This window comes from Xanthomonas hydrangeae (genome assembly GCF_032697525.1).
Lineage (GTDB): Bacteria > Pseudomonadota > Gammaproteobacteria > Xanthomonadales > Xanthomonadaceae > Xanthomonas > Xanthomonas hydrangeae.
Genome location: NZ_CP103836.1, coordinates 18,590 through 43,824 on the forward strand (window position 1 = coordinate 18,590; position 25,235 = coordinate 43,824).

General features: G+C 63.9%; 19 protein-coding genes and 2 pseudogenes. 12 read left to right on the forward strand and 9 right to left on the reverse strand.

Translation table 11 applies throughout. The features are described 5' to 3' along the window. Positions 1-271: 271 nt before the first annotated feature. Positions 272-2,377, forward strand: a complete 2,106-nt coding sequence (locus NYR97_RS00070) for a M13 family metallopeptidase (RefSeq protein ID WP_316695881.1) — start codon at positions 272-274, stop codon at positions 2,375-2,377. 186 nt (positions 2,378-2,563) lie between these two features. After that, on the forward strand, positions 2,564-4,576 hold the full coding sequence (locus NYR97_RS00075; RefSeq protein ID WP_316695882.1) for a M13 family metallopeptidase: 2,013 nt from the start codon (positions 2,564-2,566) through the stop codon (positions 4,574-4,576). A 242-nt stretch (positions 4,577-4,818) separates the two neighbouring features. On the opposite strand, the gene NYR97_RS00080 is transcribed toward NYR97_RS00075, so the two are convergent. The 6 genes and pseudogenes from NYR97_RS00080 to NYR97_RS00105 all read right to left on the reverse strand — a co-directional run bounded on the left by NYR97_RS00080 (position 4,819) and on the right by NYR97_RS00105 (position 9,736). Continuing rightward, positions 4,819-5,514, reverse strand: a complete 696-nt coding sequence (locus tag NYR97_RS00080) for a rhomboid family intramembrane serine protease (protein ID WP_210763221.1) — start codon at positions 5,512-5,514, stop codon at positions 4,819-4,821. Positions 5,515-5,554: 40 nt separating this feature from the next. Next, a complete protein-coding gene (locus NYR97_RS00085) occupies positions 5,555-5,962 on the reverse strand; it encodes an MGMT family protein (RefSeq protein ID WP_316695885.1) in 408 nt (135 codons plus the stop codon). A 114-nt stretch (positions 5,963-6,076) separates the two neighbouring features. Beyond that, a complete protein-coding gene (gene gorA / locus NYR97_RS00090; protein ID WP_316695886.1) occupies positions 6,077-7,447 on the reverse strand; it encodes a glutathione-disulfide reductase in 1,371 nt (456 codons plus the stop codon). Beyond that, positions 7,444-7,584, reverse strand: a pseudogene (locus NYR97_RS00095) (amino acid dehydrogenase); the annotation flags it as partial. The gene gorA and the pseudogene NYR97_RS00095, both read right to left, overlap by 4 nt. A 204-nt stretch (positions 7,585-7,788) precedes the next feature. Beyond that, positions 7,789-9,033 (reverse strand): DUF418 domain-containing protein, encoded by a 1,245-nt coding sequence (locus tag NYR97_RS00100; RefSeq protein ID WP_316695887.1) that lies wholly within the window; start codon positions 9,031-9,033, stop codon positions 7,789-7,791. Between the two features lie 223 nt (positions 9,034-9,256). Then, entirely contained in the window at positions 9,257-9,736 is a 480-nt protein-coding gene (locus NYR97_RS00105; protein ID WP_006449968.1) for an FKBP-type peptidyl-prolyl cis-trans isomerase, read from the reverse strand. Between NYR97_RS00105 and NYR97_RS00110 the strand changes: the two are divergent. From NYR97_RS00110 to NYR97_RS00145, 8 genes and pseudogenes are all read left to right on the forward strand, one after another. Next, positions 9,735-10,389 (forward strand): annotated as a pseudogene (locus NYR97_RS00110) (C40 family peptidase). The gene NYR97_RS00105 and the pseudogene NYR97_RS00110 overlap by 2 nt on opposite strands. A gap of 109 nt (positions 10,390-10,498) precedes the next feature. Beyond that, entirely contained in the window at positions 10,499-11,248 is a 750-nt protein-coding gene (locus tag NYR97_RS00115; protein ID WP_006449966.1) for a C40 family peptidase, read from the forward strand. 726 nt (positions 11,249-11,974) lie between these two features. Beyond that, positions 11,975-12,559, forward strand: coding sequence for a DUF4956 domain-containing protein (locus NYR97_RS00120; RefSeq protein WP_316695888.1), 585 nt, complete (start codon positions 11,975-11,977; stop codon positions 12,557-12,559). A 136-nt stretch (positions 12,560-12,695) separates the two neighbouring features. Next, positions 12,696-13,475 carry a polyphosphate polymerase domain-containing protein gene (locus tag NYR97_RS00125; RefSeq protein ID WP_316695889.1) on the forward strand — a complete coding sequence of 260 codons (780 nt, stop codon included), beginning with the start codon at positions 12,696-12,698 and terminating at the stop codon, positions 13,473-13,475. Between the two features lie 67 nt (positions 13,476-13,542). Further along, positions 13,543-14,520 (forward strand): esterase-like activity of phytase family protein, encoded by a 978-nt coding sequence (locus NYR97_RS00130; RefSeq protein WP_316695890.1) that lies wholly within the window; start codon positions 13,543-13,545, stop codon positions 14,518-14,520. Between the two features lie 31 nt (positions 14,521-14,551). Beyond that, positions 14,552-15,685 (forward strand): OprO/OprP family phosphate-selective porin, encoded by a 1,134-nt coding sequence (locus NYR97_RS00135; RefSeq protein WP_316695891.1) that lies wholly within the window; start codon positions 14,552-14,554, stop codon positions 15,683-15,685. Between the two features lie 30 nt (positions 15,686-15,715). Next, the gene (locus NYR97_RS00140) at positions 15,716-17,074 is read left to right on the forward strand and encodes a sigma-54-dependent transcriptional regulator (protein ID WP_316695892.1); all 1,359 of its coding nucleotides are present in this window, start codon (positions 15,716-15,718) and stop codon (positions 17,072-17,074) included. Between the two features lie 61 nt (positions 17,075-17,135). Further along, the gene (locus NYR97_RS00145; RefSeq protein WP_316695894.1) at positions 17,136-19,076 is read left to right on the forward strand and encodes a sensor histidine kinase; all 1,941 of its coding nucleotides are present in this window, start codon (positions 17,136-17,138) and stop codon (positions 19,074-19,076) included. Positions 19,077-19,196: 120 nt separating this feature from the next. On the opposite strand, the gene NYR97_RS00150 is transcribed toward NYR97_RS00145, so the two are convergent. From NYR97_RS00150 to NYR97_RS00160, 3 genes are all read right to left on the reverse strand, one after another. Then, positions 19,197-19,688 (reverse strand): acyl-CoA thioesterase, encoded by a 492-nt coding sequence (locus NYR97_RS00150; RefSeq protein ID WP_316695895.1) that lies wholly within the window; start codon positions 19,686-19,688, stop codon positions 19,197-19,199. Positions 19,689-19,778: 90 nt separating this feature from the next. Then, positions 19,779-20,615, reverse strand: a complete 837-nt coding sequence (locus NYR97_RS00155; RefSeq protein WP_316695896.1) for a class I SAM-dependent methyltransferase — start codon at positions 20,613-20,615, stop codon at positions 19,779-19,781. Positions 20,616-20,628: 13 nt separating this feature from the next. After that, positions 20,629-21,969 (reverse strand): dicarboxylate/amino acid:cation symporter, encoded by a 1,341-nt coding sequence (locus NYR97_RS00160; protein WP_023903384.1) that lies wholly within the window; start codon positions 21,967-21,969, stop codon positions 20,629-20,631. Between the two features lie 142 nt (positions 21,970-22,111). On the opposite strand from NYR97_RS00160, the gene NYR97_RS00165 reads away from it, so the two are divergent. Together NYR97_RS00165 and tilS are read left to right on the forward strand one after the other, a co-directional pair. Continuing rightward, positions 22,112-23,818 carry an alkaline phosphatase gene (locus tag NYR97_RS00165; protein WP_316695898.1) on the forward strand — a complete coding sequence of 569 codons (1,707 nt, stop codon included), beginning with the start codon at positions 22,112-22,114 and terminating at the stop codon, positions 23,816-23,818. Positions 23,819-23,921: 103 nt separating this feature from the next. Beyond that, a complete protein-coding gene (gene tilS / locus NYR97_RS00170; RefSeq protein WP_316695899.1) occupies positions 23,922-25,217 on the forward strand; it encodes a tRNA lysidine(34) synthetase TilS in 1,296 nt (431 codons plus the stop codon). Positions 25,218-25,235 lie beyond the last annotated feature (18 nt).

A 25,235-nucleotide genomic window follows, 5' to 3' on the forward strand; every position in this document is an offset into this window, starting at 1 on the left:
TTCCGAAACGCACGTTCGCGACGCGTGCGGACTGCACGAGATTGTTTCCGCAACGCAGGCAGCAGGCACTCGCATGCAGCAGCCACTTCGCTTTCGACGGGATTTCTGCGCACACACAAACGCATCGCCTGCGCATCTATCCGTGCTTGAAGCGTGAGTTCGTCACTCAGCCATCGAGAGCATAAACACCAAGCCTCAACAAAGCTCAACGCGTGCTCTCGCAAAGACGCACGCGCTTATGCTCGGTGTCCTTTCATGCGACTGGACTTCCATGTCACCGATCAAGACCTCTACGCTCGCTCTGGCACTGGTTGTGGCCCTGGCGGGCTGCAAGCGCGAAGCCGACGACAGCAGCACACCCGCGCAAACGGCTGCGCCGACGCGCGCATCGGCAACCGCCGCCACCACAACCAAATCCTCGTTCGACATCAATGAGCTGGACACGGCAACAAACGCTTGCCAGAACCTGGATACGTTCGTTAACGCCAAATGGGCCAAAGCCAATCCGATTCCGGCCGACCGCACCAGTTGGGGCGTGTTCGACGAACTGACGGAAAAGAGCCTGGTCACGCAGCGAGAGATTGTTGAAAGCGCCGCCAAGCAGGCAGACAAGCAAGCCGACCCGCTTGCACGCAAACTTGGTCTGCTTTACGCCTCGGGGATGGACGAAGCCGCCATCGAGGCGGCGGGAGACCAGCCGATCCGCCCGCAGCTGGAGGCCATTGGCGCGCTGAAATCCGCCAAGGATGTCGCCGCGTACATCACCAGCCGCTATGCGGAGGGCGATGGCAAGGTCTTCGAGTTCGGCGCAAGCGAAGACTTCCACAAGGCAGATCGGCAAATCGCCTTTGCCAACGAAGGCGGCCTGGGTCTGCCGACCAAGGACTACTACACCGCCGCCGAATACGCCCCCATCCGTGAGGCCTATCTGGCCTACATCGCCAAGTCGTTCGAGCTCACCGGCAGCGATGTCGACGCGGCCAAGGCGCAGGCGAAGGACGTGATGGCACTGGAATCGCAACTGGCTGCCGCGTCGCTGGCGCCAACCGATGCACGCCAACCCAAGAACCAATATCACTTCGTCAGCGTTGCCGAGGCAGACAAGCTCACCCCGCATTTTTCATGGAAAAACTTCTTTGCCGCGCAAGGCGTGGATGTCGGCGCCGGCTTCTCGTTGTCGCAACCGCGTTTCTTCGCAGCGTTCGACCATCAGTTGGCCAGTGCACCAATTGCACAGTGGCAGGCCTACCTGCGCTTCCATACCATCGACGAGGCATCCAAACAGCTCAGCAAGGCATTCGTCGACAACAACTTCGCCTTCTATGGCAAGGCCCTGTCCGGACAACCGGAGCAACGCCCACGTTGGAAACGCGTCCTGCGCGCGGTCGACGAGGCCATGGGCGAAGGCCTTGGCCAGCTCTACGTCGCGAGAGTGTTCACGCCAGAAGCCAAGCAACGCGCGGCCGAATTGGTCGACAACGTCCGCGCAGCGCTCAAGACGCGCATCGAAAACGTCGACTGGATGAGCAACGAAACCAAAACAAAGGCGCTTGCAAAGTGGGAGGCCTTCCTGCCCAAGATCGGCTATCCGGACACCTGGCGCGACTGGTCGGGGCTGGAGATCGTTCCCGGGGCCTACTACCGCAATCTGCAGGCGGCGGCCAAGTTCAACTATCACTACGACATCGCCCAGATCGGCAAACCCACCGATCGCAAGCGGTGGTCGATGCCTCCGCAGACGGTCAACGCGTATTACAGCCCGAGTACCAACACCATCAATTTCCCGGCCGGCATCCTGCAACCGCCGTTCTTCGATGCCAACGCCGACGATGCCCTGAATTATGGCGCCATCGGCGCGATCATCGGGCACGAGGCCACGCATGGCTTCGACGATCAAGGCAGCCAGTTCGATGGCGCGGGCAACAACGTCAATTGGTGGACTGCGCAGGATCGCAAGGCATTCGAGCAGCGTGCCGACGGCTTGGTGAAGCAGTTCGATGCGTATGTTCCCTTGCCGAGTCACCCCAAAATGCATGTCAACGGCAGACTCACCCTGGGCGAAAACATCGCCGACCTGGGCGGTATCAACATTGCCTACGACGCGCTGCAGACCGCACTGCGTCAGCACCCTGAGCGCGTTGCGAATATTGACGGGTACAGCCCCGATCAGCGGTTTTTCCTGGGCTTTGCGCGTAACTGGCGTGGACTCACACGCGAGCAGCAACAGCTGGTCTACCTCGCGAGCGACCCCCACTCACCGGACAATCTGCGCGCCATCGCCGCACCCTCCAACATGCCGCAATTCGCCACCGCGTTTGCGTGCAAGCCCGGCGATGCGATGGTGCGGCCTGAGAAAGACCGCGTGGTGATCTGGTAGGCGCTGCGCCAGCCACTGCCTGCAAGCGCTTTCAGCACGACGGCAACACGCACAGGCCCGCCCACGCGGGCCTGTCGCGTTCATGCAAGCGGCCGGCACCGAGGACGAACGGCAGCTCGCGCCCGCCTGCACGAGGCGCAGCCTTGCTAAACTCCGCCGACTTCAATCTGGCCACCCTTCTTCTCGATGCCCACCATTCGTCCGCTTGCCCTCGCTCTTGGCTTCAGCCTGATCACGCTGCTGTCCGCCCCCGACGCCGACGCCGCGCGCAAGAAGAAGGCCGCTCCCAAGGCCCCGGCCGTCTCGGCGGCGTGTACCGATTTCTACGATTACGCCAATGCCGGCTGGCTCAAGGCCAATCCGTTGCCGCAGACCGGCGCCGTCACCGCACTGGGCCAGTTGTCCGAGCGCGCCCTGCAGCAGCAGCGCGAATTGCTGGACGCCTCGATGAAGACCCCGCAGGGCAACGTGCAGAAGCTGCTCGGCGACTTCTGGGCCAGCGGCCTGGACGAAGCCTCGGTCGAAAAGGACGGCTCCAACCCCATCGCCCCCTTGCTGGCGCGCATCGACGCGATCAAGAAGGCCAAGGATGTGCCCGCTTCCATCGCCGCGCTGCATCAGGTCGGTATCCCGGTCGGCTTCAACTTCGGCCCGGACGTGGATCTGAAGGCGCTGGATCGCCACATCGGTTACTTCATGCAAGGCGGCATGGGCCTGCCCGATCCGGCGTTCTACACCCGCACCGATGCCGACACCCAGGCGCTGATGGGCCGCTACCGCAGCTACGTCAAGCAGATGCTGGCGCTGACCGGCACCCCGGCCGACCGCCTCGAAGCCGATGCGGCGTCGGTGCTGCAGATCGAAACCGCGCTGGCACGCAGCGCGCAGTCCGTGCAGGGCATCAACAACCCGTTCAACAACTACGCCCCGATCGCCACCAAGGAGCTGACCAAGCAATACAAGAACCTGCGCCTGGCCGACTTTCTGGAAGCGCAGGGCGTCAAGGACGATCTGGTGTCGATGGCCGACCCGGCCATGTTCAAGCAGCTCGACAGCATGATCGTCAGCATCAAGCCGGAGCAGTGGAAGGCCTACCTGCGCTGGCGCGTGGGCGATGCGATGGCGCCGTACCTGTCCAAGAGCTTCCACGATGCCGAATACCAGTTCCGCGGCCGTCTGCTGCGTGGCGATGCATTGCCGCCGCAGCGCTGGCAGCAGGTGCTGGATGCGATCAATATCGCCGCCGGCCCGATGCTCGGCCGCGAATACGTGGCGCGTTACCTGAGCAGCGACACGCGCCGTCAGGCCGAAGCCATTGCCGACCAGGTGCGCGATGCACAGCTGGCCGCGCTGGAGCGCACCGGCTGGGGCAATGGCGAGGCGATCACCGAAGCCAAGGCCAAACTGTCGGCGATGAAGATCGAAGTCGGCGCACCACGTCGCGATCTGGACTACACCGTGCAGCCGATGGGCCGCGGCAGCTTCGGCGGCAACATGCTGATCGCCTCGACCTGGCGTCACCGCGAAGAAATGAAGCGCATCGGCAAGGGCAACGCCGACCGCCGTTGGGACGTGCTGCCGCAGCAGCCGGCAGTGGCCTACGACATCGCGCAGAACCGTCTGATCATCACCGCCGCCGTCTTGCAGGCACCGGTGCTGACCGCCGGCAGCACCCCGGCCGCGCAGTACGGCGCCTATGGCGCGCTGGTGGCACACGAAATCACCCGTGCCATCGACGCCAAGGGCTCGCTGGTGGATGCCAAGGGCGAGTTGCGCAGCTGGTGGACGCCGGCCGAGAAGACCAGCTGGACGCTGCTGACCGGCAAGGTGGCCAATCAGTTCGCCGCTTATCCGTACCCGGGCGTGCCCAACGTCAAGGTCAACGGCGCGCAGACCGCCGAAGAAAACTTGGCCGACCTGGCCGGCATCGAACTGGCCTGGCAGGCCTTCAGCAAGGCCCAGCCGGCCGCCACCGAGGCCGACAAGCAGGCGTTCTTCACTGCCTGGGCCGGCCTGTGGGCACAGCAGCTGTCGCCGAACGAAGCAGTGCAGCGTGCAAGCGCCGATATCCGTGCACCGGGCCAGTGGCGTACCAACGGCCCGCTGTCCAACTTGCCCGAGTTCGGTGCAGCATTCACCTGCAAGCCGGGCCAGCCGATGCAGCGTGTGGATACCGAGCAGTTGAAGATCTGGCGCTGATTTCAGCGCCAGGCAGTCACTGGAAATCAACACGCAGTCACTGGCAATAAAAAAGAGCGCGGATTCCGCGCTCTTTTTTTGTCTGTCTCGTTTTGTCTGTCTCGCGCGTTCTTCCATCCGGAAGAACCACGCCCTGCTCTTCGTAGGACGGTCCTGGCCGCGATGAGGCGTTACCGATAACGCCCCATCGCGGCCAAGGCCGCTCCTACCGTTCAGCGCCTATCTGATCCGCCGCCACTCTCTCAACGCACCACGCGCAACGGCGGCTTGCGACCACCTTTACCACCCTTGCCGCTGCTGCCGCCGAACGGCGATTGACCGCGCCAGTAGCGAATCATCAGCCAACCGAACAGCATGCCGCCCAGATGCGCGAAATGCGCCACGCCCGGCTGCCAGCCGGTCGCGCCCAGAAACAGTTCGATCGCACCGAAAACGATCACGAAGGTGCGCGCCTTCATCGGGATCGGTGGAAACAACAGCATCACCCGCTGGTTGGGGAACAGCATGCCGTAGGCCAGCAACAGCCCGAACACCCCGCCCGAGGCACCCACCACCGGTGCGCCACTCTGGGTGAACCAGGCCATCAGCAGCTGGCACACGCCGGCACCGGCCACACACACCAGGTAATAGGTCAGAAAGCGCTTCTGGCCCCAGGTCTGTTCCAATGCTGCGCCGAACATGAAAAGCGCCAGCATGTTGAAGAACAGATGGTTGAAACCGCCGTGCAGGAACGCATAGGTCAGCAACTGCCACGGCATGAAGCTGGCGCCGGGCGAGAACGCATCGAAGCCGTTGGAAATCGGCCACAACATCAGCGACGACAGCGCCGCATCGGACGGCAACACGCCGGCGCCCAGGTCGCCCAACGCCCACTGCAACAGGAACAAGCCGATATTGGCGATCAATAACGCTTTGGTGACGGGCGGTAGTTGTGGCATGGCGGCATCCTTCGGAATGCCAACCATCATAACGGCAGGCTTATGAAGGCCCCCACACAGCCGCATCCAGGGTGTGCGCGGCACTGGCACGGCGCACGCGCCCCTGCTCCACCGCAACGCCTTCGGCGCGCAGGCGCTGGCATTGTTCCTGATAGCCTGGCGAGCCTTCCGGCGACGCGATCCGGCCATCGCTGCGCAGCACACGATGCCAGGGCAGCTGCGGATCGTCGTTGCCGCTGAGTACGCGCGCCACCAGCCGGGCCCGACCGGGAAGGCCGGCACGCAGCGCGACTTCGCCGTAACCGGCAATCTGGCCGGAAGGAATCGCACGGATCACTTCAAGAATGCGCAGTCGTGCCTGCTCGCTGGAGAGCACTGCACCATTGGACGCGGAACGCGCAGTTGGTTTGGCAGACGGATGAGGACTGGCTTGGCGAGGCTTGGACATCACGCAAGGATGCCACTTTAAGGATCTAGAGCCCCTCTCCCGCCGGGAGAGGGGCTTTGAGTTGCTGCTCTCGTCCGCGCAGCTACAACAGCCACAGCTGCCGCAACCACCACCTCAATGCATCAATACAATCTCTTCGGACGAAGTGGGATGAATCGCCACCGTCTCGTCGAAGTCGCGCTTGGTCGCGCCCATCTTCACCGCCACCGCGAACCCCTGCAGCATTTCGTCGGCACTTTCGCCCAGCAGGTGCACACCGACCACGCGCTCTTCCTCGCCCACGCACACCAGTTTGAACAGGCTGCGCTGGGGTGAATCGGCCAGCGCATGCAGCATCGGGCGGAAGTTGCTGCGGTAGACGCGCACCGCACCGTGGTAACGCTCGCGCGCCTGCTCTTCGGTCAGGCCAACCTGCCCGAGCGGCGGATGCGAGAACACCACACTCGGCACGCCTTCGTAGTCCATGCGCGCATCCGGCTGATTGCCGAACAAGCGATCCATTAGCTTGCGACCGGCCGTGATCGCCACCGGCGTCAGCCCGACCTTGCCGCCGACATCGCCGATCGCATGAATATTCGGCACGCTGGTGGTCTGACCCTCGTCCACCACGATTTCGCCTTTTTCGCCCAGCGCGATACCAACCGCCTCCAGACCCAGCCCTGCGGTGTTGGCGCGTCGACCCACGGCAAAAAACACCTTGTCGAAGACATCATTGCCCTGCTCGCTCGTATGCGCCGGGTGCCCATGCACACGCAGCCCACCTTCGGCATCACGCTCCAGGCCGGTGGTACAAAATCCGAAATGCAGGCGAACGCCGAGATGGCGCAGGTTGTCGGCCAGCTGCAGGGTCAGTTCGGCATCGAAACGCTCCAGCAGCCGTTCGCCTTGCACGAACAGATGCACGCGGCTACCCAGCGCCTGCAGCAAGCCGGCGATTTCCACCGCGATATAGCCGCCCCCGACAATCGCCACCTGTGCGGGCGCGTGACAGAGATTGAAGAAATCGTCGGACACTTCGCCGTGCTCGGCGCCGTCCACGTCCGGGCGCAGTGGATGCGCACCGGTGGCGATCACGATGTGCTCGGCGGTCACCGGCACGCCGTCGCTGCCCATGAGGGTGTGCCGGTCCTGCAACACGCCGCGTTGCGGAATCATGACCACGCCATCCTCATCGAGCCGGCGCCGATAACTGGCATGGATGTTGGCGATGTAGCCCTGCCGATGCGTGACCAGTTCCTGCCACGCCAATGTCGGCCGCGGCACATCGAAACCGAGCGCGCTGGCCAATGCGATTTTTCCGGCCAGATCGGCTGCCAACCACATCGCCTTCTTCGGCACGCAGCCCAGATTGACGCAGGTGCCACCCAACTCGTTCGGCTCCATGATCGCCACGCGGGCGCCGTGTTTTGCTGCGCGAAATGCCGCCGCCAATCCACCGGAACCGCCGCCCAGGATCACCACGTCGTAGTCGTAACGGGCACTCATGCGAATCGCTCCGCGCGGTAAGCAGGCAGGTCCAGCGCAGGTGCGCGGCCCGTGATCAGATCGGCCATCAGTTGTTCGCTTGCAGTGCTCATGCTGATGGCGAGCATGCCATGCCTTGCCGCGAGCCAGACGTGAGGACGGACGGCAGGTCGCGCATGGCCTGTCTATCGGCTGCAATCGGGCGTAATCCAACCCGTCACCGGCGATCCAGTCGTCATGGCAGCGGCGAGCAATGCGTCACGATCCTCCCCACCACTGCGTGCTGGCCTGCGTGCCTGGCCTGGCAACTGTGAGCAGTACATGCCGCGCAACCCGCAGCAATACGCGCGCGACGACACGTGTCACTCCAGGCACGCGCGGCCATGTCGCATCGGCGGCACACGCAGATAGGTCACGCTACGCCACAGCCACTCCATCGGCCCGAAGCGGAACCAGCGCAGCCACAGCCGACTCAGCACCACCTGCAGCGCGAACAACCCCAGCGCAAACGGTAGCTGCCACACGCGCGGCAACTGCTCGAAATAACCGAGCCCGTAACCGTAGAACACCCACGTGCACAGCAACGACTGCAGCAGGTAGTTGGTCAATGCCATGCACCCGGCCGGTGCCAGGCACGCCAGGCGCGGTGCCAGCTGCACCACCCATGCCGCATACCCCAGGCTCATCAACGGCCCGGCGATCAACGACAAGGCGAAGGCGCCCGACACACGCAAGTCCAGACGCGCCGGATCCATCCACGGCTCCAATGCATAACTCATCAGCATCACGCCCAGCCCGAGCGGCAACACGCCATAACGCAACATGCGAAACAGACGCGGAAAGCGCTCAGGCGCGGCAATCGCGCCGCTGCGCACAAACCAGCTGCCCAACAGAAACATACCAAGCATCGCCGGGCCATTGATGCTCAGCCCGCTCATCGCTTCCTGCAGGTCATGCCAGCGCTGCAGCGTCGCTTGCAGGTACGTGCCGCTGCCGTATGCGGCGCGCTGCGCCTGCACGCTCGCGACCGCCTGCTGCGCCGCGTCGGCCATCGCCGCCTTCCACTCCACCGCAGCTGCCGGATCGGCCTGCGTCAACGTCCCTGCTACGCCGTACAGCAGCATCAAACCGGGCGCGCAGCAGTACACCAGCGCCGCAACCCACGGCAGCGTCACCGTCGGCACCGAGCGGGTGGCCAGCAACAGCAACGCCAGCAAGGCGTAGGTCACCAGAATATCGCCGGACCACAGCAGCAATGCATGGGCCAGCCCGATCGCCAGCAATCCAAGGGTCCGCCGCAGATACATGCCGAAAAACCCGCGCCCGGCCTGCTCGGCGCGCTGCGCCATCACCGCAAAGCCCATGCCGAACAACAACGCGAACAAGGTGTAGAACTTGCCCTGCACGCACAGGTAGACCAGCGCATCGGCAACACGATCGATGCCATGCCAGTGCGGATCCACGCCGGTGAGCGCCAGATCGAGCGGGCCGACGAAGGCTTCGATATTCATCAGCAGGATGCCCAGCAGCGCAAAGCCGCGCAGCACATCCAGCACGACGATGCGCTCGGTTGCGGCAATGGGCTGCAGAAAATCGCGTGGTTTCATCAAGGCTCGGAGCGTGGTGTGCACGATAAAAAGCAAACAGCCCGCCGGGATGGCGGGCCGTTTAACCCACAGCGGTCACCCGGAGTGGCTGGCAACACGTCGCAAGCCCTCGTTGGCTGGAAGCGGAGACGATCCAGAAACCGGCATGTCTGCGTGGCACATGCCAAGTCCAGACACCGGCCAAACCCGCCCGACGGCAGCGCGACCGTGTCAATCACCGCTCTCAGTGGTGATGGCCGCCTTCCCCATGCACATGTCCGTGGTCGCGCTCTTCCTGGGTGGCTTCACGCACGTCGATGATTTCCACATCGAAGTGCAGATCCTTGCCGGCCATCGGGTGGTTGAGGTCGACGTCGACCACACTCATGCCGACCTTCTGCACCGTCACTGCGCGCGGGCCGAAGTTGGTCTGCAACATCACCTGGGTGCCCGGTGCCAGCTTGGTGGCGCCGAAATGCTTCTTGGGCACACGCTGGCTCAGGCCTTCGCGGTATTCGCCGTAGGCCTCGGTGGCCTTGACGTCCACGCCGAAGCTCTCGCCGGCCTCCTTATCCATCATGGCCGCTTCCAGGCCCGGAATGATGTTGCCGTGGCCGATCATGATCGCCAACGGGTCACGTTCCTTGGAGCTCTCTATCGGCTCCTGGCCGATCTCCGAAACGGTGTAGTGGAAGCGGACGACGCTGTCTTTTTCGATCTTCATGCCTGGCTCTGAATGGGCTGCCCGGTGGCAGACGGTGGAGGACGGCTTGTCGGCCGCCGGGTGCGCCGCCATCATGGCGACCTGTTCGAACCGACCATTATCCCGGCTCCATGCCTATCACGCCAGTTTTCGCCGCTCACACCCGTCGTGTCGCGGCCAGTGTATTGCTGGGCCTGCTCGTGCTGTTGAGCGGTTGCGCACAGACCCCGGTGCATCGCCCGACTGCCCCAGCGCCGACTGCGCGCGTATGGCCGCAGGTACCGCCGGCAGACCCGGCCGCCGCCAACAACATCCTGATGCGCGCCTTGGGCCTGGTCGGCACGCCGTACCTGTTTGGCGGCAACACGCCGGAAACCGGTTTCGACTGCAGCGGCCTGGTCGCCTATGTCTACAAGGATGTATTGGCGTTGGCGCTGCCACGTACCTCGCGTGAGCTGGCCGCCATCCAGGGACCCAGAATTTCGCCCGAAAAGCTGGCGACCGGCGATCTGGTGTTTTTCGGCTCCAGCGGCAACGTCACCCATGTCGGCATTTATGTCGGTGAAGGCCGCTTTGTGCATGCCCCCAGCACCGGCGGTACAGTCCGCTTAGATTTCCTGGACGGAGCCTACTGGCGTGACCATTATTCAGGTTCAAAGCGTGTTTTACATTGAAACGTGACGCGCATCACAAGTCTCATAACGGAAATTTAACTTTTTTTGAACGTAACGATTCTTTCACCAAGGCATCATCGCGCATCGACAGCAGAAATGTGATTCCCGCGTGACGAACGACGAACAGATCAATCCTGGCGCCGCACCGCTTCCGCCCCGGAAACCGCTCCGCCTGCTGTGCGCCACCGCTCTTTGGCTCGCAGCCCTTCCCGCTCTGGCACAGACCGCCAACGCTCCCTCATCCGTTCCGCAGACGACCACGCCAGACAGCGCCGTCGCCGCCGAGAAAGCCGCAACCCGCAGCCGCGCCGACGCCGCTGCCACCGCAACCCTAGCCGCCCTGCTTCCGCATCTGGCCGCCAATGACGCCATTCCGCTGATGGACCGTTCGGCAATGTTCGCCGGCGACCTCAGCCGCCTGTTGGCCAATTACGACGTTTCGCAGAGCGCGGCCAACGCCGCCCAGAATGCCGTGGCCGACAGCCGTGTCCAAGTGATCCTGCAACGCGCCATGGCCCTGCTCGGCACCCCGTACGTCTGGGGCGGCGAGTCCACCGAGGGCTTCGACTGCAGCGGCCTGGTCGGCTATGTGTTCAAGACCGCCCTGGGCATCGACCTGCCGCGCGTCTCGCGTGATATCGCACGCGACGAATCGGCCGAACTGATCAAGGACCCCTCCGCGCTCAAGGCGGGCGATCTGGTGTTCTTCGGCCGGCGTGGTCGCATCGACCATGTCGGCCTGGTGGTCGGCGACGGCAAGTTCCTGCATGCGCCCAGCCGCGGCAAGGACGTGCGCGTGGATTCGCTGGCCAGCGGTTACTGGAGCGAGAAGTTCATCCAGGCGCGTCGGGTGCTTTGATTGACGAACGTACGGCATAAAAAAGCCGCGGCATTGCCGCGGCTTTTTTGTTAGGACTTGGTATGTCGCAATTTGCCGGAGGCCACAGTCCGGTCCACCTGATCACCGGCGATACTGGACAGCGCAGGGCTGTTCACAGCCTGGTCTGACTCCCCTCTAGTGCCGGTCGGTCGACCTCGTTGGACGAGTTGCCGGTACGTCGCCACGTCCCCGCTTTGCCGACACGCACGCCTTCGCCAACAGCTGGCGAACGCGGCGCGATGGCACTGCGCCGGCGTGCAGTGCCCGATCTAACCGGGGGTCGGCAGGCTACTAGGCCCTGAAACGCAAGCACCCCACATCAGCAGCGCAAGGTCGACGCGGACAGTCCCTGTCCGCGTGCGTGTCACGCCGATACCCAGCGCCGATGTGGCGTGCTTGAACGGCGTCTGCCGGCAACGTTCTGCAAACACGCTGCATGTAGCCACCGGGCAGGCAGCGATCGATTCTGCGCCATCGTCGTGCCGCAGGTTTTATGGATTCCAGAATCCAGTCCAGATCCTGGAATTTGCAACGCCGCACCTGTCAGCTCACAGGTCGCCCGACGCGCAGCACACTCTCGCGAAAAGCTGCATCTGCTTGATCTGCAACGCGTCCGAGGATTGATTCAGGCACAACGACCAGATTGGCATGCGTTCTGCTTTGCACTCCATAAACGCGGCATTCCGCCCGTGTCGGAGTAGAGCCTTGCTATCCACATTGATCCACACACCCTTGTTCGAATTGCTTTCGCGATTCTGTATCGATATTGCTGCAGTGCTGGCGTTGATCTTCGCCATGTATTACCGCCGCCATCAGGACAAGGAACTCGTTACTGCAGCGGCACTGTTCAACATCTTCGTGTTTGCGGTGCTCACCATCCTGTCGAGCGTCCAGTTCAGTGTGGCCGCCGGTTTTGGCCTATTCGCAATCCTCGCGCTGTTTACGCTTCGCTCCGAGCCGATCACCAAGATCGAGATCACCTACTTCTTCGGCAGCGTTGCCATCGCGGTGATCTGTTCGGTACAGGGCACCACGCTTTCGCTGATCGCGGCCACGGTGGTGCTGGTGCTGGCGGGCGCCTATGTCTTCGACCACCCGCGGATCGTGCGCTCGGTCGAGAACATCAAGATCACCTTCGACCAGATCCATATCCACGCGCTCTCCGATCCGACTGCGATGAACGCCAGCATCGCCGAGCGGCTCGGCGTGGACGTCGTGTCCTACGAAGTCCGTGCCATCGATTACCTCAACGACACCGTGAGCATGCGGATTTTTTATCGCAAACCTTGAGGACGCCGCCATGCATACATTTGCCTGTCCACCCGCTTTGCCGCGTCACCGGTTCACCGATGGGGTTCTGCTCTCGCTGTCGCACAGTGATGCGGCAGCCGTTACCGGGCGCGCTCAAACGCCCGTCGCCACAGCCATGACGTGCCCGGAGCAGCAGTTCCGCGCCATTGGTCTGGAGCGACTCAACGCCACCGCATCGATGTTGATACGGCGCGACAACAAGTACGTGGTGCACGAAGATCGGCTGGCACCGGCGTGGGCGGAGCTGATTGGCCAGTTCGACATCCTGGAAATCGATGGAAAGCGCGACTTCATCTACGACACCTGCTATTTCGACGATCCGGGCCATACCAGTTACTTCGATCATCATCGTGGCCGTCGTCAGCGCTGCAAGATTCGCATGCGTAGTTATGTCGATGCACAACTGTGCTTTGCCGAGATCAAGCTCAAGGGCAAACGCGGCCAGACCGAAAAACGGCGCATCGCCTGCCCGGTGGACCAGTACGGTGTACTCGGCGCGCACGCACAGTCGCAGATCCGTTCGGCCTATCGCGAACTCTACGCACGCGACCTGACACAGGCGCTCGAACCCATCTGCTGGATGCGGTATCGCAGAACCACGCTGGTGGCCAAGGAGGGAGGCGAGCGGATGACGATCGACCGCGGCATGGTCTTCATGGATGCCTCTGGCACCTGCCGGATCGACGATGGCCTGGTCATCGTCGAAACCAAGTCGGGCAACGCCAACGGCATCGCCGACAAGATCCTGCGCAGGCTGCACCAGCACCCCACCAATAGCGCTTCCAAGTACTGCGTCAGCCTGGCCGCGCTGCGGCAGGTCTCCAAGTACAACAAGTTACTGCCTGCGCTGCGCAAGCTCGCAGTGGTTCCCACGCACGCGGAACCGACGGCATGACGTACGCGCCGCTCGGCGCACATCCGCGCTGCATCACACCTTCCCTCATTTCCGACAGGACCCCTCCATGCACCTGAACCTCCTTCTGACTGCGGGGTTGGCCACCGTGGGACTGCTGACAACGTGCACACAGGACCCCCACGTCACGACCGGCATCGCCGTTCCGTCACACACCGAAACCTCGCCACCGCAGATCAATGCACGATCGGATAGGCATCGCTTCACCTTCCCGCCCACGGCAAGGGTGGGAAACGTTCCTCTTACCGAGCTGTCCGCCCTGGCCTGGGACGCGGACGAACAGCTGCTCTATGCGCTGTCCGACACCGGCTACGTGTTCCATTTCCGTCTCAACCTGGATGACAATGAGATCGTGAGCGTGGAGCCGGTCCACTCGGCGGCGCTGGTAGACGCAAAGACGGGTTTGACGTCCGATGCGTTCAATGCGGAAGGGCTGGCGCTCAACAACGCCGCCAACGGCGTATCGGGCGACACAGAACTGGTCGTTTCGCTGGAAGACAAGCCCTCCCGGATCGTACGTTTCACCCCGACCGGCAACCTGCTGGGCGAACTCGCTGTGCCCTCGCCTGCCGACGACCTGGGCCGCTATCGCAAGAAGGGCCGCGGCCTGGAAGCGGTGGCGCTCCATCCTGCGTACGGTCTTCTGACAGCGCCCGAGTCGCCCCTGCTGGAGCAACCGGAGGACCGGCACACGGTGTATGCGAAACACCGGCGTTGGTCGTTCCTGCGACATTCCCCTGACAGCCGCCTCAAGGGACTGGACGTACTGCCTGACGGCAGCCTGCTGGTGCTTGAACGCGACAAGGTAGGCGCCAAGGACAGCTTCGCCGCCAGCGTGCGCCGGCTGGACCTTGCCGCCTGCAGCAGGGACGGCAGCTGTGCGACCGACACCGTCGCGATTCTTCCGGTCGGGCGGGACAACTTCGAAGGCATGTCCGTGATCGACCTGCGGCACATCCTGCTGGTCAGCGATAACGCGGGACTGGTGACGCAGGACACTACCTTCGTGTTGGTGCGGCGGCCATGAGCGTCGTTCAATCGCATGACGGGACCATCGCATGAACAGGCCGCTGTTTGTCTGGCTGTCGGTGGCGTGCCTGTCAGCGACGCAGGATGCGCACGCGTTCGAGACCCACTTCGGCGGCCGCCTGCATCTGGATTACGCGACCTACCGGGCCGACGTCAGGCAGCTCGATGACGCCTTTCTGCTGCGGCGTGCCAAGCTCGATGCCGATGGCAAACTCAATGACGATTGGTCGTTCGAGGTCGCCTACGACGTCGCGGCTGTCTACACCGTCACCGATACCGGCACCCACAAGCAGGGCGCATTCAAGGAAGGCTTCGATGGCGTGGCGCTGCAATACGATGGCTGGAAGCAGGCCGACCTGGATCTTGGCCAGTTCAAGGTTCCGTTCGGACTGGAGGAATTGAACAGTTCCAACAACATCACCTTGATCGAACGCGCCTTGGCCAGCGATGCCTTCGCGCCGTCGCGGCGGTTGGGCGTGGGCGTGAGCCGCAATCGCCGAGGCTACACGCTATCTGCCATGGGCTTCGGCGGGTCGATCGATGGCCGCGACAGGGGCCATGGCGCCGCGCTGCGGGCCACCTTGGTGCCAGTCAACACCGGCGACGGCGGAACATTGCTGCATCTGGGCGCGGCGGTCGTCATCGAACGTCCCAGCGGCGAGGTCAAGTTCAATGCACGGCCGGAATCCAGGGCTCTGGATGTCCGATTCTTGAACACCGGCGATCTGGACAGCGTCGATCGCATCGATCGCATCGGGCTGGAAGCCGCCGGCAATGCCGGCCCGGTTTCGGTGCAGGCCGAATGGATGCGTGCTGCGCTCAAACGCAGCCGCAGCAGTGCCGATGCGCAGCTGCAAGGCTGGTACGTGATGGGCAGCTGGGTGCTCACCGGTCAGTCGCGCCAGTACAAGAACGGCAGGTTCAGAAGCGTTTCGATGCAGCAGCCTCGCGGCGCCTGGGAACTGACCGCACGCTACAGCCATCTCGACCTGGACGACGGCCAGGTACGGGGGGGAGAGGAAAACAACGTGACGGTCGGTGTCAACTATTACGTCAACAATCGCTTGCGTATCATGCTCAATTACATCGATGTGCGAAGCGAGCGCCGGGGCCGAACGGACAATCCCGACATCTTGCTGGCCCGCACGCAACTATCGTTCTGACGTGCGCGTGGCGCTGCCGGAGACAAAAGATTGGCAAGAACCCGAATCCTGATTGTCGATGACGAGGACAGCATCCGTTTTGGCATGCGCGACTTCCTGGAATCCCGTGGCTACGACGTGATCGACGCCGATAGCTGTCGCAGGGCGCGGGAGCTGTTCCAGGCATCGTCGCCGGATGTCGCGGTCATCGATTTCCGGCTGCACGACGGCAGTGCGATCGACCTGCTTGGCGACTTCAGGCAGATCGACCCGGACGTGCCCATGATCGTACTGACGGCCTACGGCTCGATCGACCTGGCGGTGCAGGCGATCAAGCAGGGGGCAGAACAATTTCTGACCAAGCCGATCGAAATGCCGGCGCTGCACGCCATCGTAAAGCGGCTGCTGACCAATCGGCGGCTGCATCGACAGCAGCAAGTGGTGAGCAAACGCGAACAGCGTGAGCGGGTGAATCCGTTGCTGGGCGATAGCCCCGCCATCCGGATGCTGGCCGAGCAGGCAAGCAAAGTGATGGGCAGCGACAGCCCGATCCTGATTCTTGGAGAGACCGGCACCGGCAAGAGCATGCTCGCCAAGTGGCTGCATCACCACAGCACGCGTGCCGACGAGCCGTTCGTGGATCTCAATTGCGCCGGGCTCTCGCCGGAATTTCTGGAAACCGAATTGTTCGGCCACGAAAAAGGTGCCTTCACCGGGGCGAGCGCCCTCAAGCAGGGCATGCTCGACATCGCCGATGGCGGCACCGTCTTCCTTGATGAGATCGGCGATGTCGATCCACGCGTGCAGCCGAAGCTGCTCAAGGTGCTGGAAGAAAAACGTTTTCGCCGGATGGGCGCGGTGCGCGAGCGCGAAGTGGACATCCGGCTGATTGCCGCCACCCACCACGACCTTGCCGGCAAGGTGAAGGAAGGCACGTTCCGCAGCGATCTGTATTTCCGGATCAGCAGCATTCCGTTGACGATGCCGGCACTGCGCGACCGCAAACAGGACATCCTCTCGCTCGCTTCCACGCTGCTGGCACGCCTGGTCGCTGACCCGGCGCGGCAGGTGCAACTGACCGATGACGCGCAACAGGCGCTGCGCGACTATGCATGGCCCGGCAATATCCGCGAACTGCGCAACGTGCTGGAGCGCGCCGCATTGCTCTGCAATGACGACACCATCACCCGACGCGACCTGCGTTTCGAACTGCCCGCAGCGCAAGACGTGCCGGCCAACACGATGGATCTCACGCTTCAGCAGCTCGAGCGACAACACATCCAGCGCGTTCTGCGCGATGTGGGAGGCAAGGTCGAGCAGGCTGCGCTGCGCTTGGGGATTCCACGCAGCACGCTCTATCAAAAGATCAAGATGCATGGCATCGGCGCGGCATCGCACGATCCCGGCTAAGCCCGCATACCGGGGTTGAGCGCTCAACGGGTCACATTTGCACGCACGCGAGGAGTGCGACATGGTCAAGGCGAAGATCTATGCAGGCATCGCGATCATCGTCGCCTTCGGCGTGATGTCGATGCTCTACGTCCAGCGCGGACTCGACGACGTCGTCGGCCATCTGACCAGACTCGAGCAGATCGATGCACCCTTCAGCATCGCTGCCCTGGAGATGGAAAAGAATGTCGGTGAGTATGCCTATGGTGTGCTGCAATACATCGCGCAACCGCTTGCGGATACCCGCGCGGAAACCGTCAACGACAGCGCCGACTTTTCCCGCTACCACGCCAACTACATGCAGTTGAGCAGCACCGACAGGGAAATCGAGTTGGGCAAGCACCTCGCTGCCGACTTCAAGACTCTTTCGGGCATCGGCACTGCGCTAATGGAAAAAAGAGACGCGCTCGACGTCACGTTCGAGCGTGTCACCGGGCTCTTGAAGGACATCGACGTGCTTGCAGACCATCGCATGGTGGCGGCTGCGCCCACGATCGAACCAGCGCGAAGGCGCAGTCTGGCCGCGATCGCGAACATGCAAGCACAGGCAGCGAAACTTGGATTCTGGTTGTCGGCATATGAGCGCAGGACGACGGCGCTGACAACCCGGCAGTTGCTGGAAAGAATTGCCGGCCTCGACGATGCCATCTCCGAGTATCGGCGTTTGCCGCTGGCGCCGGAGGAGCGACGGCTGGGCGATGATGCCGAGGCGTTGCGTGTGCAGATCAGACGCGGTGTCGATGAACTGCTTGTGGGCGAGGACGCCATCGACGCACTGGCGAGGCAATTTGTCAGATTGCAGAACCATATCGACGATGTCTCCGACGATGAGATCGAGCCGTTGGCAGCCAAGGGGCTGACGGCACCGCAGAAGGAAGCGGACCGCATCGCGGTACGGGTGCTGAACATGCTGGGGTATGCGATCCCGCTGTACCTGCTGGTTGCAATGGTGGTGGGCGCATTGCTGATCATGACGGTTGTCAGGCCATTGCGAAAACTGGCGTCGGGTACCAAGGCCATTGGCGACGGCAATCTTGGCTACCGCATCGCCGAACGCGGCAAGGACGAGTTCGACGATCTGGCACGGCAATTCAACCTGATGGTGGCGCGACTGCAGGAAAGCACCGTCTCCAAAGCGCTGCTGGAAGACAGCGAACAGAAACTGCGGCTGACGGTATCGGACCTGCGCCAGGAAATCGCAGAACGCGCACGGTCCGAACGGGAACGCGGAAAGCTGCAGGCCGAGTTGCGACGTAGCGAAGCCATGGCGGCCATCGGCGCGCTGATGGCCGGCGTTGCCCACGAGGTGCGCAACCCGTTGTTCGGCATTTCATCGACCCTGGATGCGATGGAGGCAAGTTCCCACGGCGGCGGCGGAAGCGGCCGTCACCGGGAAGTGCTACGCCGCGAGGTGCGCCGACTCAACAAGCTGATGACGGACCTGCTCGAATACGGCCGGCCGCCGACCGAGGAATTCACCAGCGGGCGCCTGGGCAATGTGATCGCCGAGGCCAGCCATATCTGCGGCCCGGCTGCCGACGCAGCGACAGTTGTCATCGTCAACCAGGCCAACGTCTATGACGGCGTGCTGCCGATGAACCATGGCCGCCTGCTGCAGGTGTTCGTCAACCTGATCGAGAACGCAGTCCAGCATGCGCCTGCCGGCACCGAGGTAACCATCACCGCCAACACGATCGAGGACAACGGGAATCGCACGGTGGAGTGCCGTGTGCAGGATCGCGGCGCGGGCTTCGCCGCCGAGGATCTACCGTTCCTGTTCGACCCATTCTTCACCCGGCGCCGCAAGGGCACGGGGCTGGGCCTGGCCATCGTGCAGCGCATTGTCGATGAGCACCGCGGCTCCATCCAGGCCCATAACGGTCCACAAGGCGGCGCGGTCATGGTGCTGCGCCTGCCGATCACGGGCTGGTCCGACGACGAGCGCGATCTGCCGGCCGGATAAAACATCGCATCCCGCGCGCCGAGGCCCCGATTGCGCCAGGCGCCGGGAGTGATGTGGCGGATGATGCATCGCGGGGAACGCAGCGTATGGCGACTCAGCCAGCTCGTTGCCGCAGCCGGGTCAGTGATCGGTATCGGCCTGGTAATGCGACATGGTGTCCTCGATGCCCTTGCTCAGTTCCATCACCTTGAGCGCGTACTCGGCCAGGCGCTGATCCTCAGGCGTGTCCGGCTGCCACGAGGGCACTGCCACCGGTGTGATCCCGTCCGGATCCATCGCCACGAACACGATGATGCAATGCGTGCACAGCCGCGAGTCGCCGCCCATGGGGCTGCGTGCGCGCACATCGATGGCGAAATGCATGCTGGTGCGCCCGGTGTAGACCAGCTTGGCCGACACCGCGACCAGATCCCCGATCCGCACCGGCGCCACGAAACGAATGCCGCCCACCGCCACGGTGACGCAGTAGTGCCCGCTCCAGCCACTGGCTGCGGCAAAGCCCACCTGGTCGATCCACTTCATCACCACGCCGCCATGCACCTTGCCGCCGAAGTTGACGTCGCTGGGTTCGGCCAGAAAACGAAATGTCAGATCACGCTGTTCGCCAATCACCGCCCGCCCTCGTCAATGGATGAGCTGGCAGTGTGCCATGCAGGTGCGACAGAAGCGCGCAGGGACATTCGAGGTTCCGCGTGTATTCGATCAACCGCGTATCGCTTCAATGTTGTCCTGCTTGCGCAAACACAACCAAGGGAAATGCAGCTGTTTCAACTTGAACATCCGCCGCAGGCGCGCACTCGGCCGTCGCGGGTCGAATAGCAATTGCACTGCAAACCGATCGAACGTGGCGTAGGTGTGTTGATGATAGTGCGCGGCCAGTGCGGGCACGCCCAAGTCGGTGAAATAGCGCAGGCTGCGCACGGCGCTTTCGCTGGCGCGTTGCGGGTCTGCGTACAGCGGGCTGTCGAGGATGTGCAGTTCGCCGCCGTCGCGCAGTTGGGCGAGCAAGCGGATGACCAACACGGCGGGGTCGGCGAAATACTGGATGCAGGCCGGCAGCACGATCACGTCGAAGAGATCGCGCGGCAGTGCCAGGGTCTGGATGTCGGCGGTGATGAAACTCAGGCGCTGGTCGTGGCCGAACACGCGTGCGGCCTGGGTCAGTTCGGTGCGATTGACGTCGATACCGCAGACGTCGCGTTGCAGCGATTGCGCCAGCAACTGCGACAGCCAGCCGTTGCCGCAACCCAGTTCGGCGATGGCGCCCTCACCTACCTGCGCACGCAGGTGCTGGACCAGCAACGCGCTGGACAGCGCACGCACCTGCCATTCCAGACTGGCTCCAAGCTTGCCGCCGGGACGCGGCAGGCTGCGCACCTGTGCATCGGTGTAGAGCCGGCCTTCCTTGCGCCGGATTTCCAGATACTGCTGCTCGAACGGGTCGTCGGCCAACGAGCGCTGCACGAACACGCCGTCGATGTTCTCCAGCTCGGACAACTGCTGCAGCCGATCGCGCAGCGCGGGAAATCCAACACTCATCGGTCGGTCGCGCTCAGCGCTGCGAGCTGGCGCGATCGGTCAGCGGATCTTCCAGCCCCACATTGGTCGACGCCGACTCGTAGACCGCCTTGTCCAACAAACCGGTTTCCTTGGCCACCAGCACCGGCACCAGCATCTGCCCGGTCACGTTGGTCATCGTGCGCATCATGTCGAGGATGCGGTCAATCGCATACAGATAGCCGATGACTTCCAGCGGCAGGTTGGCCGCACTGAGCACCACGGTGGCCATGATCACCGCAGTGCCCGGCACGCCGGCCGTGCCGAAGCTGCCCAGTACCGAAGCGATCAGCACCACGAAGTATTGATTGGCGGTCAGTGGCACGCCGGTGTATTGCGCAATGAACACTGCGCACAAGGCCGGAAAAATCGCGCCGCAGCCATCCATCTTGATGCTGGCACCCAGCGGCACCGCGAATGCGGCGTAATCCTTGCTGACGCCCAGGTTATGCGTGATCGAGCGCATCGCCACCGGCATCGCGGCAAAACTCGATGAGCTGACGAATGCCACCTGCATGCCCGGCGCCGCACCACGGAAGAACTTCCACGGATTCAACCCATGCAGCAACAACAGGCTGCTGTAGACCACCACGATGTGGATCGCGCAGGCCACATACAGCGCCAGTACGAAATTGCCGAACGGCAACAGCTTCGCAAAGCCGTAGCTGCCCACCAGACTGGCGATCAGGCCAAAGGTGCCGAGCGGGGTCATCTCCAGCACGAAGCGGGTGACCTGGATCATGATGTCGCTCAACTGCGCGGTGAGCTTGCGCGCCTCGGCCACGCGCTCGCCGAGCTTGACCATCGCAAAGCCCAGCAACGCAGCGAAGAAGATCACCGGCAGGATCGATCCGCGCCCAGCCGCCAGTACCGTTTCGCCGGCCGCATTGGTCTTGGTGCCGATGCCGGTCAATGCGTAGAACGGATTGGAGGGCACCACGTCCAGCAACACCTTGATCGGGCTGGGCACATCGCGCGGTTTCCAGGCCGAATCCACGCTCAGGCTGAAATGGCCGGCGCCGGGCTGCATGAGCGTGCCTACTGCCAGGCCCACGCCCACCGCCAGCGCGGCGGTAATGACGAACCACAGAAAGGTACGCCCGCCAAGTGCGGCGACGGATTTTTGCCCGTGCAGCGACGAGATCGCATTGATCACCGCGAAGAACACCAGCGGGATCGCGATCATCTTGATCAGGGTGACGTACAGATCGCCGAGTGGGCCGAACCACACATCGGCTGCAGGGCCCATGGCCGCTCCGGCGATCGCACCCAGCACGAAGCCGGCCACCACGCGTTGCCAGAACGGAATGCGCAACCAGGCCGAGACCAATGTCATGCGTCGAATCATCCGGGGGGAGAGTGCATGCACGATAGCTCAGGCCCGCGCTGGCCGCGAGACCACGACTGGAACAGCGGTGTGTCATCTGTGTGACACCAGGCATCCCGGCATAATGCGCGCTGATTCAGTCACGAGTTCGATGCCGATGCGTTACCGCCTGCCTGCCCTCGCCGCCCTGACCACCTTGTGTGTCGCCGCCTGCGCTTCCACCACCGGCACCAGTGCGTCCGCGCCTGCCGCCGTGCGGGTGGAGGTGCCGCAGGTGACCCATCCCGCCGGCGAGACGCCGCAATGGTGGTACCGCTCGGGCGCCGCCCGCGCAGCCGGCAATGGCGCGATGGCCGGGCGCGCGCGCAACGTGATCCTGTTCCTGGGCGATGGCATGAGCCTGACCACGGTGGCCGCCGCGCGCATTCTGGATGGCCAGCGCAAGGGCGGGCCCGGTGAAGAGAACCTGCTGTCGTGGGAGCAATTTCCGGCGACCGCTTTCAGCAAGACCTACAACACCGATTCGCAGACGCCCGATTCGGCCGGCACCATGACCGCAATCACCACCGGGGTGAAATCGCACATGGGCGCGATCGGCGTCAGTAGCGGCAACCGCAGCGACTGCGCCGACAGCCTGGGCAAGGGCTTGCTGAGCTGGCTGCAACTGGCCGACAGCGCCGGCATGGCCACCGGCATCGTCACCACCACCCGGCTGACCCACGCCACCCCGGCGGCCACCTACGCGCATTCGCCGGACCGCAACTGGGAAAACGACACCGACCTGCCCGAGTCCGCGCGCACTGCAGGCTGCCAGGACATCGCTCAGCAACTGCTGTCCACCGCGCGCTTCGGACGCGGCCCGCAAGTGGTGCTGGGCGGCGGGCGCAGCCAGTTCCAGACCGTGCAAGAGCGCGACCCCGAGTACGACGACAAGGTCGGCCTGCGCCTGGACGGCCGCAATCTGGTCGCCGAATGGAAGCAGGCGCACCCGCAGGGCGCCTATGTCTGGAACGAGCAGCAATTGAAAGCAGCCGCCGGCGCACCCGCGCTGCTGGGCCTGTTCGAGCCGGATCACATGCAGTTCGACCACGACCGCAATCGCACCGCGCAAGGCGAGCCCAGCCTGACCGAGATGACCCGCACCGCGATCCAGTCGCTGTCGCGCGACCCGACTGGGTTCGTGCTGATGGTCGAAGGCGGCCGCATCGATCACGCCAACCATGCCGGCAATGCCTATCGCGCGCTCGACGAGACGGTGTCCCTGTCCGAAGCGGTGCGCGCCGCCGTTCAGACCGCCCCGCCGGACACGCTGATCATCGTCACCGCCGACCATTCGCACACGCTCAACTTCGTCGGCTACCCGGTGCGCGGCAATCCGATCCTGGGCAAGGTACGCGGCACCGGCGGCGAAGAAGGCGACCGCACCCAGCTGGCCACCGACCTGGCCGGCCAGCCCTACACCACGCTTAGCTACGCCAACGGCCCCGGCTACACTGGCACGAGCAACGCGCAGCCGGCCGGACCGAAGAAGTACCCGCACGAACCCAGCAGCAGCGAGCCTGCTTCCGGACGCCCGGATCTGACCCACGTCGACACCGAAGCCCCCAGCTACATGCAGGAATCGCTGGTGCCGACCAAATCCGAAAGCCATGGCGGCGAAGACGTCGGCATCTGGGCCACCGGCCCGGGCAGTGCGGCGTTTCGCGGCACGCTGGAAGAGAACGTGATCTACCACGTCATCGTGCAGGCCACCCCGCGCCTGCGCGAGCGCCTGTGCAAGGCCGGCACCTGCGACAGCGCCGGCGTGCCGGTGGAGTTGCCGGCATCGGCCGCGTTCGAGACTGCGAGCAAGCGTTGATGCGCAGCGCTGCGCATCGGCGATCGGCGATCGGCGATCGGCAATGGTGCGCCGTCGCAGGGCACGCCTCGCTGCAGCGCTGCCGCAGTGGTCGCACACATAGATGACCGTCCTGGCGCTCCCCGCGACGCCGCCGGGCCCGATCCTTGTCGCCTACAGCGGCGGCATGGATTCGAGCGTGTTGCTGCATCTGCTGGCAGCCACGCCGCGCTATCGCGACATCGGCTTGCGCGCGGTGCACGTGCATCACGGCTTGCACGCCGATGCGGATGCATGGGCTGCGCATTGCCAGCGCCAATGCGATGCATTGCAAATTCCCTCGCAGATCGCGCGCGTGCAGGTCGCGCGCGACAGCGGCCTGGGTCTGGAAGCGGCCGCACGCCATGCACGCCACGCCGCGTTTGCCGAAACACTCACGCCCGGCGAATGGCTGGCGCTGGCGCACCATCGCGACGACCAGGCCGAAACGTTCCTGCTGCGCGCACTGCGCGCTTCCGGCCCGGACGGCTTGGCTGCCATGCGCGCGCAGCGTCCATTCGCAGGCGGCATGCTGTGGCGTCCATTGCTGCACCATGCACGCACCGACTTGCTGGCCTATGCGCAGGCACATGGGCTGGAATGGATCGAAGACCCCAGCAATGCCGACACACGGTACGACCGCAACTTCCTGCGCACCCAGCTCATGCCTCTGCTGCAGCAACGCTGGCCACAGGCCGCCGAGGCGTTGGCGCGCAGTGCGCACCTGAGCGCCAACGCCAGCGCGCTGCTGCTGCAAGAGGACACCGCGCTGCTGCCCGGCATGCTGACCGCCACCGGCGCCCTGGATCTACAGCGGTTGCGTGCGCAGCCGGCGACACGTCGGCCGCGCCTGCTACGCGCCTGGGTGAGTGCGGCACACGCCCCGCCGCTGCCCGCACACGGCATCACCGCGCTGGAACAGGAAATCGACAACCACGCACCGGACCGGCAAGCGCGCTTTGCCTGGCAACAGGTCGAAGTGCGTCGCTGGCGCCAGTGTCTGTATTTACTTCGCCCACACACCGCATGCCCGCCGCAGTGGCAGACGCACTGGGATGGCCAGGCAGCGCTGCACCTGCCCGATGGCGCGCAGTTGCAGTTACACGGCGCCCCCGGCCTGCGCTTCGCGCAACCGCTGCTGGTGCGCGCACGCCACGGTGGCGAGCGCATCGTGTTGCCGCAGCGTGCGCATTCGCATCGCCTCAAGCACCTGCTGCAGGAACTGGATCTACCACCCTGGGAACGCGAACGCCTGCCGATCCTGTGGGACGGCGACCAGGTACTCGCCGCCGGCGATCGCATCATCTCGGCCGCATTGAACAACTGGCTGCAGGCCAATAACGCAGCGTTGCGATGGCACAGCAACACAGCTGCGAATTGACCCGCCTGCGCGCGCGCC

Bases quoted from the DNA above. Each gene is read 5' to 3' on its own strand.
- NYR97_RS00070 (WP_316695881.1), top strand. From the start codon at position 272: ATGTCACCGATCAAGACCTCTACGCTCGCTCTGGCACTGGTTGTGGCC.
- NYR97_RS00075 (WP_316695882.1), top strand. From the start codon at position 2,564: ATGCCCACCATTCGTCCGCTTGCCCTCGCTCTTGGCTTCAGCCTGATC.
- NYR97_RS00080 (WP_210763221.1), bottom strand. From the start codon at position 5,514: ATGCCACAACTACCGCCCGTCACCAAAGCGTTATTGATCGCCAATATC.
- NYR97_RS00085 (WP_316695885.1), bottom strand. From the start codon at position 5,962: ATGTCCAAGCCTCGCCAAGCCAGTCCTCATCCGTCTGCCAAACCAACT.
- gorA (WP_316695886.1), bottom strand. From the start codon at position 7,447: ATGAGTGCCCGTTACGACTACGACGTGGTGATCCTGGGCGGCGGTTCC.
- NYR97_RS00100 (WP_316695887.1), bottom strand. From the start codon at position 9,033: ATGAAACCACGCGATTTTCTGCAGCCCATTGCCGCAACCGAGCGCATC.
- NYR97_RS00105 (WP_006449968.1), bottom strand. From the start codon at position 9,736: ATGAAGATCGAAAAAGACAGCGTCGTCCGCTTCCACTACACCGTTTCG.
- NYR97_RS00125 (WP_316695889.1), top strand. From the start codon at position 12,696: ATGACGTGCCCGGAGCAGCAGTTCCGCGCCATTGGTCTGGAGCGACTC.
- NYR97_RS00130 (WP_316695890.1), top strand. From the start codon at position 13,543: ATGCACCTGAACCTCCTTCTGACTGCGGGGTTGGCCACCGTGGGACTG.
- NYR97_RS00135 (WP_316695891.1), top strand. From the start codon at position 14,552: ATGAACAGGCCGCTGTTTGTCTGGCTGTCGGTGGCGTGCCTGTCAGCG.
- NYR97_RS00145 (WP_316695894.1), top strand. From the start codon at position 17,136: ATGGTCAAGGCGAAGATCTATGCAGGCATCGCGATCATCGTCGCCTTC.
- NYR97_RS00155 (WP_316695896.1), bottom strand. From the start codon at position 20,615: ATGAGTGTTGGATTTCCCGCGCTGCGCGATCGGCTGCAGCAGTTGTCC.
- NYR97_RS00160 (WP_023903384.1), bottom strand. From the start codon at position 21,969: ATGACATTGGTCTCGGCCTGGTTGCGCATTCCGTTCTGGCAACGCGTG.
- NYR97_RS00165 (WP_316695898.1), top strand. From the start codon at position 22,112: ATGCCGATGCGTTACCGCCTGCCTGCCCTCGCCGCCCTGACCACCTTG.
- tilS (WP_316695899.1), top strand. From the start codon at position 23,922: ATGACCGTCCTGGCGCTCCCCGCGACGCCGCCGGGCCCGATCCTTGTC.